This is a genomic window from Actinokineospora baliensis (assembly GCF_016907695.1).
In the GTDB taxonomy this organism is placed as follows: domain Bacteria; phylum Actinomycetota; class Actinomycetes; order Mycobacteriales; family Pseudonocardiaceae; genus Actinokineospora; species Actinokineospora baliensis.
The window spans coordinates 5,713,453-5,727,650 of record NZ_JAFBCK010000001.1 but is presented as its reverse complement, the minus strand read 5'-3'; the positions used below and the strand labels follow the sequence as shown (position 1 = coordinate 5,727,650).

Below are 14,198 nucleotides of genomic sequence, written 5' to 3'. Positions count from 1 at the left end.
GATGCCGGAGCTGAAGGTCAACGGGTTGCGCACCAACTACCAGGTGCTGCCCGGCGCGGGCGGGCCGGACCCGTGGCGGGCGAACGAGACGGTGGTGTTCATCCACGGGATGGGCACCGACAGCCTCGCCAGCTTCTACCTGACCCTGGCCCCGCCGGTCGCCGCCGCGGGCATCGACGTGATCAGCTACGACCTGCGCGGCCACGGCCGCTCCGAGCGCCCGGTCAGCGGCTACACCCTGACCGACTTCGTCACCGACCTCGACGAGCTGCTGCGGGCGCTCACCGCGACCCACCCGGTGCACCTGGTGGGCAACAGCTTCGGCGGCACCATCGCCTACCGCTTCGCGGCGGCCCACCCGACCCGGGTGCGCAGCGTGGTGTCGATCGAATCCGAACCCCCGACCGACGTCTGGGCCACGAAGATGGCGGGGATCCTGACCGCCACCACCCAGATGTTGGAGGTCGAGGAGAACTACGAGTGGATCGAGGCCACCTTCGGCGCCCACCACCGCAGGCTCGCCCGCCTCGCCGCCACCCGCTTCACCTCGACCACCATGGCCGACGAGGTCGCCACCGGCACCATGATGACAGCCACCGACGTCGCCGCGATCACCTGCCCGGTCCTGTCGATCCTGGGCCGCCACGGCTACCAGTCCGACGACCTGGACGCGGTGACCGCGCTGATGCCGCGCGCCGAGGTGCACGTGTTCGACGACCAAGGCCACTCGGTCCTGGTCGAACGCCACCGGGCGGTCCGCGGCCTACTCGTCGACTGGATCCGCAAACACGGCGCGGCGACCGGGTGATCGGCGGTGTCCGACGCCCTACGACCTGGAGCGCCCGGGGGAGAGTCCCCGCGAAGGGAAGGCGTCGTCCGCACGATGGCCAGCGTGGCTGAAGAGATGTGAAGAGCATGGTTCCTCGCGGTTGTGGAAGGTAGGGACGTTTGGGGGTGGAGGGGAATGGCGACCAAGTAGCTGGTTTCGACTGTGTCGAGGCGCGGGTCGTGGAGCAGTTGTTGGCGGGCTCCTGCGCGGTGCGCTGGGAGGTGACCAGGTGGTGGGACGCCTGCCTTGGGCCAGGTGGGCGTGAAGGGTCAGCGAGATGTGGAGGTGGTTGGTTGTGGACGGTGAGGGGAGAGGGTTGGGGAGGGTGGGCGGATGAGCCGGTTGTTGTTCGTGGTGCCGCCGTTGGTGGGGCATGTGGGGCCGTTGGCTGGTGTGGCGGCGGCAGCGGGGGCGCGGGGGCACGAGGTCGCATGGGTGGGGCCTTGTCCGGTTGTGCGGGATCTGGTGGGGGAGCGGGTCTATCCGGCGGGGTACTACGTCGAGCGGCGGCCCGCCGGGTTGCGGGCCTATGCGGCGTTGCGGTTCCTGTGGGCCGAGTTCCTGGTGCCGCTCGCGGACGCGATGGTGCCGGGGGTGCGGGCGGCGGTGGCGGACTTCGATCCCGATCTTCTCGTGGTTGATCAGCAGGCGTTCGCGGGTGCGCTTGTGGCGCAGGAGGTTGGGCTGCCGTGGATCACCTCGGCCAGCACGTCGGCCGAGTTGGCTGATCCGCTGGCCGGGTTGCCGCGCGTCGCGGAGTGGGTGCGGGAGCAGCAGCGCGGGTTGCGGGTGCGCCATGGCGTCGAAGGCGATGACGACCTGCGGTTCTCGCCGTATTCGGTTGTTGTGTTCAGCACCGTCGAACTGGCGGGCGAGCCCGCTGTCGCGGTGGCCGATCCGCGGTACGTGGGTCCGGCGCTGGCCGCGCGCCGACCGGTGGAGTTCCCCTGGGCGCGGCTGCGCCCGAACGCCCGGATCGTGCTCGTGACCTTGGGCACCACGAACTCCGAAGCGGGTGGCCGTTTCCTCGCCGAGTGCGCGCTGGCCCTGTCCAGCCTCGCCTGCCCGTCCGAGAACGGACCGCAGGACCTGCAGGGCGTCGTGGTCGACCCCGGCGGGTGCGTGTCGCCCTCCCGCGACCTCATCGTGGTCGCCTCGGCTCCGGTGCTGGACCTCCTCCCGCACGCGGCCGCGGTGATCTGCCACGGCGGGCACAACACCGTGTGCGAGGCGCTGGCCCATGGCGTGCCGCTGGTGGTCGCCCCGATCCGCGATGATCAACCGGTGCTGGCCGACCAGGTCGTCACGGCGGGCGCGGGAGTGCGGTTGCGGTTCGACCACGCCAGAGCGGCGGACATCGCCGCTGCCGTGCGCACGGTCGTCACCGAACCTGTCTTCGCCGACGCGGCGCGTCGGGTGCGGGGTTCGTTCGAGCGCGCGGGCGGCGCCGATGCTGTGGTCGCCCACCTGGAAGAGTTGACATCGGTGCGGGAAAATGCTGGTGCATAACGGTTCCTCCGGTTCAAGGTCAAGCTGTCACTGTCCAAAGTAAGGGCGCGCGGCGGCGGCGTCATCTACACGATGGCGTGGGGATGGCCGTTTGACGGATGAGCGGATTCCCGCTAGGCGAACGGAATCAGGTCGACGCCGCCCGCCGGGGCTCCTGGGTGTCCCCGCAGGCGGAACGGGCCGCCAAGGTCCGAACGGCCCGCAGGTACAGCGGTTCCACCCGGTATCGGAGCGGTGAGTCCGGCCGGGAACGCGGCGCGTGGTCGGCTAGGCGAACCCGCGTTAGCTGCTCGAGCAAGGCCACCGCGTCCGCCAGCGGCAGTGACAGAACTCGGCTGACCCACTCTGCCGAGATCGCGTCGGGCCGGTCTTCCCTGTGCGCCAAACGCGCCAAGGTCGCCCACTGCGACCGGTTCATCCCCTCGACCGCGCGGAACACGCTCGCGGTCAGGTCCAACTGCCCTGCTGTGACAGGAAGATCAGCGCCCATCCGCTGCGCCAACCGCGCCAGCGACCAGTGGGGGCGGAACCGGACCACTTCACCCAGGATCGCCGCGACCAGCGGAAGTCCGCCGCATCGCGCAACCAAAGCTTCTGTCGCCGCAGGCTCACGATCGACTCTTGGACGACCCACCCGGGAGGCGAACACGGTCACCAAGTCCTCTATAGGCAACCGAGGCAGTTCGACCGCCACCGGCGTAAGGTCCCGCGAAGCACACCCCAGCAACACAGCGCTTCCAGGCGAAGCGGGTGTAAGCGCGGGCAGGTCCATCTCGCTCACGTTGTCCAGTACGACGAGAAGCCGAGCATCCCGGGTGTAGCGGTGGAACAACCGTGACCTCGCTGCCAAGCCGTCAGGAACCGTCCCTCCCGGCCGCAGTGCGCGTAGGAAACCAGCGAGTACCTCAGCCGAGTTGTGTGCCCCTAGGTCGCCCAGCAATCGGCCGTCGGGAAACGCTGCGCGAGTCTCTTCGGCCACTCGCGCGCAAAACGTCGTTGTGCCTACACCCGGCGCCCCCACGACGGCCACCACAGGTGCCGAGCGAGATGCCCCAGTCAGTTCCACTCTCGCGAACTCCAGTTGCGTGCCGTGCCCTACGACATCGCCGACCGGCAGTACCTGCTCGGGGCGGTCGTGGCGAGGGCCGCGCAGCTGTCGTACTTCGGCTACCGCCCGTGGCGGCTCATCCTGCAACGCTCGCTCGAAGGCAGACCGCAGTGCCAACCCCGGTTCAAGCCCGGACTCCCTGGCCAACCGCGCTCGCACGTCGTGGAACAGGTCTGTTGCCCGCGCGCGTTGCCCAGCGACCGCGAACCCCAGCAGTAGCGATGCATAGAGCTGCTCGTGCCGGGGATCCTCTCGCACTACGCGGTCCACCTGTGCGAGGACCGCGTCCGGCCGCCCTAGGTCGAGTTGCACCCGTAGGTACCGCTCCAGTACCCCTACGCGCACCAGGTCAAGCCTGGCCTTCGCCAGCCGCAGCACTGGTCCTAGCGATACGTCAGAGAGCACTTCGCCCCGGCACAGGTCCACCGCCAACCCGAGTACGTCAGCGGCCGCGGCCTGTTCGCCGACCCGCAGGTGCGCCTCCGCGGTATCGCGCAGACGCTGTAGGTGCTCGGCGTCGAGGTAGTCGGCGGCGCCCAGGTCGAGCCGGTAGCCGACCTTCGGCGTGTGTGCGCACACCTCCGCGGCACCGAGCAGTTTGCGCAGTTGGGACACGTAGGTCTGCACGATCCGCGCGCGCTTGGTCGACAGCGGTTCCGACCACAGTTCGTCGGTGATCGTTTCGTGGCGCACCACGGTGCCCGGGTTGGCCGCCATCAGTGCCAGCAGTCCGCGCAGCTTGGGCTGCGACGGGGTCACCGGGGTGCCGTGCAGGCTGGCGCGTAGTGCGCCGACGATCTCTATCCGGATGGTCATGGTGTTCCTCGTTCAAGCCGAGCGGCGGAAGTTCCGGGCGGCGACGGCGGCCCCACCGAGCGCGGCGACCGCGGCCAGCAGCACCGCCCATGGCAGCGCCCAGCCCGGTGACCTGCCCAGTGCGAGGGCGCGGGTGGCGTCGATCGCGTAGGTGAGCGGGTTGGCGGTGGCCACCGCGCGCACCCACGGCGGCATGTTCTCCAGCGGCATGTAGGCGCTGCTGGAGAACATCAGCGGGTACATGGCGATGAAGGACACCGCCTGCATCACCTCGATGTTGCGCTGCCAGGTGGCGATGGCCACGAACACCCAGCTCAAGCCCCAGCCCACCACCAGTGTCAGCAGCACCGCCGCGGCCAGCCCGAGCACCCCTCCGTCGGGGTCGAACCCGAGGAACAGGACCGCGGCCACGACGATGGTGGCGAGTTGCACCGCCAGCCGGGCGGTGTCGGCCACCGTGCGCGCGACCAGTACCGACACCGGGCTGATCGGCAGGGTGCGCAGCCGTCCGATGACCCCGGTGTAGGTCTCGGCGACCAGTCCCGCGCCCGCGCCCATCGCGGTGATCATGGCGATGTTCACCAGGGTGGCGGGCATGAGGTAGTTGACGTACCCGGCGTAGCTTCCCATGCCTGGTAGCGCGGTTACACCCGCGAAGACCTGGCTGAACAGCAAGAGGAGGACGACGGGTTGTAGTAGTCCGAAGAAGACGAGCCGGTAGTTGCCGAACGCGGCTCTTAGTGACCTTGTGGTCAGCACCCATACCTGCATGGGCACCGTGCTGCCGGACCATTGGGCACGGTCGGCGGCACGCCGGTGGCGGCTCATGTGTTGGCCCCCGAACCCCATGCGGCCCAACCGGTGTTGTGGAGGGCTAGGTAGACCTCGTCGAGGGTGGGTTCGGTGACCTTGAGGTCGAGGATGGTCAGGCCTCGGCGGTCTAAGGCGCGGATGAGAGGCACTACGACGGCCGCTCTCGGCATAGGGGTGGTAACCGTGTTGGCCAGTTGGGTGGGGGTAAGACCCATGCGGCGGAGTTCGGTCGCTGCCAACCGGGCCGCTACGGGGTCGGGAAAGGTCACGGTCGCGGTTCGCGCGCCGACCTGGGCCTTCAGCTCCGCCGGGGTGCCTTGGGCGACTACTGAGCCGCCCGCGAGGACGACGATGCGGTCGGAGAGCTGATCGGCTTCCTCGAGGTACTGGGTGGTCAGCACGACGGTGGTTCCTCCGTGGGCCAGGTGGCGGACGGTGGCCCAGAGGCCGGTTCGGCTCACGGGGTCCAGGCCGGTGGTGGGTTCGTCGAGGAAGAGGACCTGTGGGGCGCCGACCAGGCAGGCGGCGAGGTCGAGGCGGCGACGCATGCCGCCGGAGTAGGTCATGGCCAGCCGGTCCGCTGCTTCGGTCAGGTCGAAGAGTTCGATGAGGTCGTCGGCGCGGGCGCGGGCAGCGCGCGCTGGGGCACCCAGTAGGCGGGCGACGAGGACGAGGTTTCCCCGCCCGGTGAGTGTTTGGTCGACGGCGGCGGTTTGGCCGGTGAGGGCGATCCGCCTGCGGACCTCGTGACCAGACTCGCGCACGTCGAACCCGCACACCCGCGCGGTCCCGGTGGTTGGTTTGACGCGGGTCGCGAGGATGTCGACCAGCGTGGTCTTTCCGGCGCCGTTGTGGCCGAGCACCGACACTATGGTCCCCGCGTCGACGCGTAGGTTCACGCCGTTGAGCGCGGTGACCTCGTCGTAGGTCTTGCCGAGGTCGACGACCTCCACGCGCGACGGTGCCGTAGGCGGTCGCTCGGTGTAGGCGCCTCTCTGGTCCTGGTGGGTCACGGGACGGGGTAGTCCCATCCGCTGGTGACATCCGCTGGTTCTGCGTCGAGGAAGTGGGCCAGCGCAGCGGGGCTGGGATGGTCGAACACCAGCGTCGGCGGCAGCGCGCGACCGGTCGCGGCACTCAGGCGGTTGCGAAGCTCCACAGCCGACAGCGAATCGAACCCCAGATCCCGGAACGGGCGGGCAAGGTCGACGGCGTCGGCGTCGCGGTGCCCAAGAACCGTGGCCACTTCCCGACGGACCAACGCCAGCACACCTTCCACGACCGGTTCAGCTGCTGGCACTACAGCCCTTCGCAGCGGTACTAGTACGGGTGCGGGGTCGCCTAACGCTTGATCGAAGAGCGCTAGAGCATCGGCGGTGGACAGTGGTGCGACCCCGGAGCGGGCGATTCTGGCCAGGTCCGCCGAGTCGAGGTCGGCGGTCATCGCACCTCTATGTGCCCACACACCCCACGCCAACGAGGTCGCCGGAAGCCCTAGGGCTTGGCGATGACGAGCAAGCGCGTCGAGGGAGGCGTTGGCCGCCGCGTAGTTGCCTTGGCCTGCTGCACCGAGTACCCCGGCCGCGGAGGAGAACAGCACGAACAGATCGAGGTCGAGCGCGGCGGTCAACTCGTGCAGGTTCCACGCCCCGACCACCTTCGGCCGCAGCACTCGCTCCACCTGTTCCGCGGTCAGCGTCTTCACTGTGCCGTCGCTGCGTTCACCTGCCGCATGCACGACGCCGGTCAGCCGGGAGCCGATCTCGGCGATCACCTCACGCAGCGCGTCGTGGTCGGCGACGTCGCAGGCACGCACGACGACTTCGGCGCCAAGAGCGCGCAGATCATCCACCAGCGGGCCGTCATCACGGCCCTGGCGGCTGAGCAACACCAGCTCGCGGACTCCGTGCGCACGAACCAGGTGCCGGGCGAGGAGTCCGCCCAACGCGCCTGTTCCACCCGTGATCAGCACGGTCCCACGCCGGTCGGCGGGGACAGTGAGCACCAGCTTTCCGGTGTGCGTACCCGCGCGCATCTCCCGCAACGGCTCCGCGATGCGGCGTATGTCCCACACTCGCGGAGTGGGCGGCTCAAACTGGCTTGCCTCCGCGAGCAACTCGGCGATCCGGTCCGGTCCCGCTGATTCCACCAGGTCGAACGCCCTATAGGTGACGCCATGCGAGTGTGCGACCTGATGCGGGTCGCGCATGTCGAGTTTGCCCAAGTCGATGAGCCTGCCGCCGGGGGAGAGCAGCTCTATGGAGGCATCCAGCAACGGTCCAGTGAGGCAGTTGAGCACTAGGTCGGCGCCGCGGAACAGTTCGGCGAACCCTCTATCGCGCGAAGAGGCGACCGCCTCCACGCCCAAGGACCGCACCAGTGCCTGCTTCTCCGGGGAAGCTGTAGCGAACACCCGAGCGCCAGCACGACGGGCGAGTTGCACCGCGGCTTGGCCGACCCCACCTGCCGCCGCGTGCACCACCACCGTTTCACCAGCGCGCAGCCCGCCCAGGTCGAACAGCCCGTGCCAGGCGGTCAGGTACGCGACCGGCACTGATGCCGCCACAGCGAACGACCAGCCCGGGGGGATAGGCGCCAAGAACCGATGGTCGGTCACCACGCGCGGCCCGAACGCCCCTGGCACCAAACCAAACACTCGATCGCCCGGCGCCAACCCGGTTACACCCGGGCCGATCCGACGGACTACGCCCGCAGCCTCGGCACCCATCAGGCCCGGCTCCGGGTAGCTGCCAAGCGCCAGCAGCACGTCCCGGAAGTTGACCCCTGCGGCACGTATCTCGATCTCCACCTGCCCCGCCCCGGGTTCAGGATCGTCGACCGGCCACGGCGCAACGTCGTCCACCGACCCCAGCACACCCGGCACCAACCGCCACGGTCCGCGCGGTAGTGCGAACCCGCGCGGCACATGTGGCCGAAGCTCAGCGACCTCAACCGCGTCGCCACGGGACGCCGACTCACCCACGGCCGCAGCGGCAACCGCAGCCACGTCTAGAGGACCGTCGCGGTCCACCAAAGCGAATCGACCTGGGTGCTCGGCACGCGCAGAACGCAGCAAACCCCACACGGCAGCCCCCGGTAGGTCCATCTCCGCGCTGCGCGTCACTACGACGAGAGTGCTCCGCTGCCATCGCGGGTCGGCGAGCCATGCGCGGATCGTCTGCAGCGCCCAAGCCACAGCCTCGGACGTAGTCGACCCACCGCGCTCAACCAACACGAGATCTGGCACCGGAACACCAGCCCTGGCCAGTGTCGCCAGATCCGGGAACAAGACGCGCGGATCACCAACCCAAGGCGAATCGCCTATAGCGGCAACTCGGCCCGGTGACGCCAACGGCGAACTCGGCGTCCAATCGAGCCGGAAGAGGCCAGCGTCAGGCGACAGCGCCGCCTGCGGTCCGCGAAGACCCAGCGAACCGATCACCAGCGCCGTCCGGCCCTCGCTGTCGGCCGCCACGACCTCGATTCCGGACCGCACCGCGATCCGCACCCGCAGCTTGCGCGCACCCGGCCGTGGACACCGCACCTGGGTGAACGAATGCGGCAACCCGTCGACCGCGTCGACATCCCCCAGCACGTGCAGCGCGGCATCGAGCAAAGCCGGGTGGACCACGAAGTTCGTGTCCTCGGCCATGGTGGTCTCCGCGTACAGGAAGCCGTCGGCGCCGTGCCAAGCGCGACGCAAGACCCGCCAAGCCGGGCCGTAGTGGTAGCCGCGGTCCTCCAGCGAGCCGTACAGCCGGTCGAGATCAACCGGACGGCCACGCGGTGGCCAGTGGGTGGCCCAGGCAGCCTCATCGGGTTCCTCCGCCGACAGCACGCCTGTCGCGTGAACCGCCCAATCCGGTCCACCGGCTTCGACCTTGAGCGTCCGCGAACCGTCGACGGCAGCCCCCGCGGTCAGCCGGATGTCGCTGTCAGCCGGGATCGGTGCGTGCAGGACGAGCTCAGCGACCACAGGACAGCCTGTGTGCCGCCCCACGTGCAGTGCGCACTCCACCAGCGCCGCCGCGGGCAGAATCGGGGTACCCGCCACCTGGTGTTCGGCCAGCCACGGATGCGCCCGCAGCGACGCCGTGAACGTGACCTCCCCGTTCTGACCCTCGGTGGCGATCCCCAGCAGCGGGTGGCCGAGCGGTGTGTGGTCGGGCAACCAGTACCGGCTCCGGACGCTGTCCTCCTCCGGGGGTTCGGCGGGCCACGCCGCGTCGCCCTGTTCCAGCACGACGTGCGCGTTGGTCCCGCTGATCCCGAACGCAGAGACCCCCGCGCGGCGCGGTCGACCCCGGTCCGGCCACGGGAGGTTGTCGCGCAGCACCTCCACCTGCCCCGCCCGCCAGTCCACGTCGTCGCACACGTCGGCGACGTGGAGGCTGCGTGGCAGCACACCGTGCGCCATCGCCGCGATCACCTTGATCATCCCCGTGACCCCGGCGGCGGCACCGGAGTGGCCGATGTTGGACTTCACCGACCCCAGCCACAACGGGCCGGTCCGCGCCCGCCCGTACGCGGCCACCACGGCCCGGCCCTCCACCTGGTCGCCGACCGGGGTTCCGGTCCCGTGCGCTTCCACTAGGTCGACCTCGTCCGGCGTGAGTCGCGCCTGGGCCAGGGCCCGCCCGATGACCCGTTCTTGTGCTGGGCCACTAGGCGTCCGCAGCCCTTCGGTGGCGCCATCGGAGTTCACCGCACTACCGCGCACGACCGCCAGTACCCGGTCGCCGTCGCGGCGTGCGTCAGTCAGCCGCCGGAGGACGAGCACACCGGCGCCTTCCGCCCACACCGTGCCGTCGGCGCGGCTGTCGAACGCCTTGCACCGTCCGTCTGGAGCCAAACCCCGCAGCTGCGCGAAGTCGACGATCGCCCCGGGGGTGCACATCGCACTTACGCCGCCCGCCAACGCCAGGTCCGACTCGCCAGCGCGTAGTGACTGACACGCGAGGTGTAGTGCAACCAGCGATGACGAGCACGCGGTGTCCACCGTTATCGCGGGCCCGTTGAGCCCTAGCGTGTAGGCGACGCGCCCGGACAGCACACTGCTCACGCTGCCTGTGATCCTCTTACCCCGCACCGACTCCGGGCTCAGGTGCAGCGGCATCCCGTAGTCCTGGTACGCGACGCCTACGAACACCCCGGTCTCGCTGCCGTGCAAGGACCGAGGATCGATACCGGCGTGTCTTAGCGCCGACCAGCTGACCTCCAGTGACAACCGCTGCTGCGGGTCCATCGCCAACGCTTCGCGCGGGCTGATGCCGAACCGGTCGGCGTCGAACAGCGGGAGGTCATAGAGGAACCCCGCGTCGCGGGTGTAGGTCCGCCCGACCCGCCGGGGGCGCGGGTCGTGCAGCCCGGCGAGGTCCCAGCCGCGGTCGCGCGGGAACGGCCCGATGCCGTCGCCGCCCTCGGCCACCAACGACCACAGACCGGTCGCCGAGGTGACGCCGCCGGGGTAGCGGCAGCCGATGCCGATCACCGCGATCAGGTCGACAGGCGGGGTTTCGGTGTCCACCGACCGACCATAAGCCGCGTCCGCGGCAAAGGGCCACCCTGTCGTCAACATGACGTTATAAGAAATAGCTATAACGTCCGCTGTTAATGTGTACCGGGAATGTCCCAACCTTGGCCCCGGCCAGCCAATGTGCCATCCTGGCTGGGATTCCGTATCAGCGGTGGCGCCATCGGCGGCCACCCCCGGCCGTATGGATGTCGGAATGCCCCAGATGAGAGAATTCACAAACACCCTCGCGCGTTCACGGTTTACCCGGGCGGCGGGCGGCTTTTTCGCCGTTATTGCCGTCGCTTTCTCGGGTATGTCCGCCGCCGCGGCACCGGCGGCGACGCAGGCGGTCACGCGCTACCTGTCCCGCCCCGACCTGGTGCCCCCGGCGATCACCGTGACCGCCGCCACCGCGCCCACCTCGCCCGGTGCCATCCTGCTGACCCCGAAGAACGCCGTCGACGAGCAGATGGGTCCGCTGCTGGTCGACGACGCGGGCAGCCCCATCTGGTTCGCCCCGCGCGGCGACAAGACGCGGCTGGTGATGAACGCCCAGACCCAGACCTACCGGGGCAAGCCGGTGCTGGTCTGGTGGGAGGGCTCGTTCGTCCCGCTGGGCTGGGGGCAGGGCACCGCGACCATCGTCGACCAGAACTACCGCACCGTGGCCCAGGTCGGCCTCGACCGCAGCGTCGACCTGCACGCCATCCGGATCACCCCGCAGAACACCATGATCGTCGTCGACTACCGCACCACCACCGCGGTCCCCGGGCAGGTCACCCTGCGGCCGGTGGTGGAGAACGTGCTGCGCGAGATCGACATCGCCAGCGGCCGGGTGCTGATGACCTGGTCGAGCCTGGACCACATCCCGGTGTCGGAGTCCTACCTGCGCTCCAACGACATCGTCGCCTGGGACTACCTGCACATCAACGCCGTCGACCTGGACACCGCGGGCAACATCGTCGTCAGCGGCCGCAACACCCACACCGTCTACACCCTCGAGCGCGGCACTGGGCGAGTTCTGTCGCGCCTAGGCGGCAAGCGCTCCGACTACGCGATGCCCGCGGACGCAGTGTTCGCCTGGCAGCACAACGTGCGCGCGTTGCCCAACGGCGACATCAGCATGTTCGACAACGAGCAAGGCGCCACGTTCCCGCCGACGCCGCCGACCCGCCCCGCGTCGCGGGCGATCGTGCTGCACCTGGACAACACCGCCAAGACCGCGACCATGACCCGGTCCCTGAGCACCCCGGACGGCCTCGGTACCGGGGCCCAGGGCAGCAACCAGGTCCTGCCCGACGGGCACGCCTTCGTCAGCTGGGGCGACCGCGGCCGGTTCAGCGAGTTCGACGCCACCGGCGCGATGATCTACGACGCGCACTTCACCGCGCCCACCATCGACACCTACGTCGCCAACCGGGTCGACTGGCACGCCACCCCGACCGAGCCGCCCGCCGTGTTCGCCCGCCGCTCGTCCGACGGCATCACCGCCTACGCCAGCTGGAACGGCGCCACGGAGGTCCGCCGCTGGCAGCTGCTCGCCGGACCCGACAAGGCGCACCTCAAGGTAGTCGGCGAGGCGGCCCGCTCCGGGTTCGAGACGGTGCTGACCGCGCCGGGCGACGCCGGGTACGTGGCAGTCCGGGCTCTGTCGGCCACCGGCGCGGCCCTGGGGACCTCACCCGCGGTGCGTGTCGGATGACGGCCCCCGGGACAGTCATCTGGCTCACCGGCCTCTCCGGCGCCGGGAAGTCGACCATCGCCAAGCTGCTCGCCGCCGAACTCGGCCGCGCGGGCACCCCCACCGAGGTCCTCGACGGCGACGAGGTTCGCGCCGCGCTCTCGACCGAGCTCGGCTTCGCCAAACGCGACCGCGACACCCAGGTCCGCCGCGTCGGCTACCTGGCCAAGCTCCTCGCCCGGCACGGGGTCACCGTCATCGTCGCCCTCATCTCGCCGTACCGGGAAGCGCGTGACGCGGTGCGCGCGACCCTGGGGCCGTTCCTGGAGGTGCACATCCGGGCGCCGCTGGACGAACTGATCACCCGTGACCCCAAGGGCCTCTATAGGCGTGCACTGGCGGGTGAGATCAGCGGGTTCACCGGCATCAGCGACCCCTACGAGCCGCCGCTGCACCCCGAGTTGGTCATCGACACCGACCTGTGCACCCCCGACAGCGCGACCGCCCAGATCCTCGCGCTGCTGCGCCAGAGCTCCGACAGCGACGACATCCTGGCGGGCGACCTCGCCGCCGCGGCGGGCAGGCGCCTGCTCGACCTGCGGGCCGAGCAGGGCTTCTCCGCCCCGGACGACCTGCGCGACGCGGGCGACAAGCAGGCCCACACGTTCTTGGCCGACCGCATCGCCGAACACCGCCCCGGCGACCGGCTCCGGTCCGAGGAATCCCCGGGCGACGGCACCGGCGCCCGGCTGTGGATCGTCGACCCGCTGGACGGGACCCGCGAGTTCGGCGAACCCGACCGCACCGACTGGGCCGTGCACGTGGCGCTGTGGCGCGACGGCGCGCTCGCGGCGGGAGCGGTGGCCCTACCCGCGCGTGACCTGCTCCTGACCACCCGGGACGCGGTCGCCCGGCCGCGCTCACCAGGTCGGTTCCGGATCGCGGTCAGCCGCACCCGACCACCCGCCCTGGCCGAGGCGCTTGCCGTCGAACTGGACGCGGACCTGGTGCCGATGGGCTCCGCCGGGGTCAAGATCGTCTCGGTGCTGCTCGGCGACACCGACCTCTACGTGCACGGCGGCGGTCAGTACGAGTGGGATTCCGCCGCGCCCGTCGCGGTCGCCCTCGCCGCGGGACTGCACGCCAGCAGGCTCGACGGCTCCCCCCTGGTCTACGGCCAACCCGACGCGTGGCTCCCGGACCTGCTGGTCTGCAGGCCCGACGACGTCGACCAGGTACTCGCCGCCGTCCGCGCGGTGTCCGCTCTCGAGGAGGAACAGGCATGAAGGTCATCGGCGCCGGACTGGGCCGCACGGGCACCGCATCGGTGAAGGCCGCGCTGGAACGGCTGGGCTTCGGCCCGTGCTACCACATGTTCGAGGTCACCACGCGCCCCGAACACGGTCAGCTGTGGTTGGCCGCGCTGGCGGGCGAACCCGTCGACTGGGCGCGGCTCTTCGCGGGCTTCAACTCCACAATGGACTGGCCTGCCTGCTCGTGCTGGCCGGAGCTGGTCAAGGAGTACCCGGACGCCAAGGTCGTACTGACCGTGCGCGACCCGGAGAGCTGGTACGCCAGCATGGCGCGCACCCTGCTGCCCGTGTGGCGGATGGCGGCGGACCCGGCGCGGGCCGGGGCTGCGGGCTACGAGTGGTACGGGCACCTGGTCACCGCCATCGCCCAGCACTCCTTCGCGGGCCGCACCGACGACCGCGACCACCTGCTGGCCGCGTTCGAGGCGCACAACGCCGAGGTCCGCGCGGGTGTCCCGGCCGACCGGCTGCTGGTCTACACGGTCGGGCAGGGCTGGGAGCCGCTGTGCGGGTTCCTCGGCGTCCCGGTGCCGGACGAGCCGTTCCCGCACCTCAACGACACCGCCTCGTTCCAGTCCGTGGTCGAGCGGATGCTGTCGGCCTGAGCAGGGGGG

General features: G+C 70.2%; 9 protein-coding genes. 5 read left to right on the top strand and 4 right to left on the bottom strand.

Features of this window, described 5'->3' with window-relative positions:
* The first annotated feature begins 1 nt into the window (after nt 1).
* Together JOD54_RS25555 and JOD54_RS25550 are read left to right on the top strand one after the other, a co-directional pair.
* Nucleotides 2-808 (top strand): alpha/beta fold hydrolase, encoded by an 807-nt coding sequence (locus JOD54_RS25555; protein WP_204453925.1) that lies wholly within the window; start codon nt 2-4, stop codon nt 806-808.
* Between the two features lie 354 nt (nt 809-1,162).
* Nucleotides 1,163-2,338 carry a glycosyltransferase gene (locus JOD54_RS25550; protein ID WP_204453923.1) on the top strand — a complete coding sequence of 392 codons (1,176 nt, stop codon included), beginning with the start codon at nt 1,163-1,165 and terminating at the stop codon, nt 2,336-2,338.
* Between the two features lie 127 nt (nt 2,339-2,465).
* Here JOD54_RS25550 and JOD54_RS25545 read toward each other — a convergent pair whose 3' ends face one another.
* From JOD54_RS25545 to JOD54_RS25530, 4 genes are read right to left on the bottom strand one after another with little or no spacing between them, the layout of a single operon-like run.
* On the bottom strand, nt 2,466-4,262 hold the full coding sequence (locus tag JOD54_RS25545) for an AfsR/SARP family transcriptional regulator (protein ID WP_204453921.1): 1,797 nt from the start codon (nt 4,260-4,262) through the stop codon (nt 2,466-2,468).
* 12 nt (nt 4,263-4,274) lie between these two features.
* The gene (locus JOD54_RS25540; RefSeq protein ID WP_372440340.1) at nt 4,275-5,111 is read right to left on the bottom strand and encodes an ABC transporter permease; all 837 of its coding nucleotides are present in this window, start codon (nt 5,109-5,111) and stop codon (nt 4,275-4,277) included.
* On the bottom strand, nt 5,087-6,088 hold the full coding sequence (locus JOD54_RS25535; RefSeq protein ID WP_307860270.1) for an ATP-binding cassette domain-containing protein: 1,002 nt from the start codon (nt 6,086-6,088) through the stop codon (nt 5,087-5,089). The genes JOD54_RS25540 and JOD54_RS25535 overlap by 25 nt, the downstream gene beginning before the upstream one ends.
* On the bottom strand, nt 6,085-10,602 hold the full coding sequence (locus JOD54_RS25530) for an SDR family NAD(P)-dependent oxidoreductase (RefSeq protein ID WP_204453914.1): 4,518 nt from the start codon (nt 10,600-10,602) through the stop codon (nt 6,085-6,087). The genes JOD54_RS25535 and JOD54_RS25530 overlap by 4 nt, the downstream gene beginning before the upstream one ends.
* Before the next feature lie 301 nt (nt 10,603-10,903).
* Between JOD54_RS25530 and JOD54_RS25525 the strand changes: the two genes are divergently transcribed.
* From JOD54_RS25525 to JOD54_RS25515, 3 genes are read left to right on the top strand one after another with little or no spacing between them, the layout of a single operon-like run.
* A complete protein-coding gene (locus tag JOD54_RS25525; protein ID WP_204453912.1) occupies nt 10,904-12,292 on the top strand; it encodes an arylsulfotransferase family protein in 1,389 nt (462 codons plus the stop codon).
* Nucleotides 12,289-13,557, top strand: coding sequence for an adenylyl-sulfate kinase (gene cysC, locus JOD54_RS35780; RefSeq protein ID WP_204453909.1), 1,269 nt, complete (start codon nt 12,289-12,291; stop codon nt 13,555-13,557). Before JOD54_RS25525 ends, cysC begins: the two co-directional genes overlap by 4 nt.
* Nucleotides 13,554-14,189 (top strand): sulfotransferase family protein, encoded by a 636-nt coding sequence (locus JOD54_RS25515; protein ID WP_204453907.1) that lies wholly within the window; start codon nt 13,554-13,556, stop codon nt 14,187-14,189. Before cysC ends, JOD54_RS25515 begins: the two co-directional genes overlap by 4 nt.
* Nucleotides 14,190-14,198 lie beyond the last annotated feature (9 nt).

Bases quoted from the DNA above. Each gene is read 5' to 3' on its own strand.
- JOD54_RS25555 (WP_204453925.1), top strand. From the start codon at position 2: ATGCCGGAGCTGAAGGTCAACGGGTTGCGCACCAACTACCAGGTGCTG.
- JOD54_RS25550 (WP_204453923.1), top strand. From the start codon at position 1,163: ATGAGCCGGTTGTTGTTCGTGGTGCCGCCGTTGGTGGGGCATGTGGGG.
- JOD54_RS25545 (WP_204453921.1), bottom strand. From the start codon at position 4,262: ATGACCATCCGGATAGAGATCGTCGGCGCACTACGCGCCAGCCTGCAC.
- JOD54_RS25540 (WP_372440340.1), bottom strand. From the start codon at position 5,111: ATGGGGTTCGGGGGCCAACACATGAGCCGCCACCGGCGTGCCGCCGAC.
- JOD54_RS25525 (WP_204453912.1), top strand. From the start codon at position 10,904: ATGTCCGCCGCCGCGGCACCGGCGGCGACGCAGGCGGTCACGCGCTAC.
- cysC (WP_204453909.1), top strand. From the start codon at position 12,289: ATGACGGCCCCCGGGACAGTCATCTGGCTCACCGGCCTCTCCGGCGCC.
- JOD54_RS25515 (WP_204453907.1), top strand. From the start codon at position 13,554: ATGAAGGTCATCGGCGCCGGACTGGGCCGCACGGGCACCGCATCGGTG.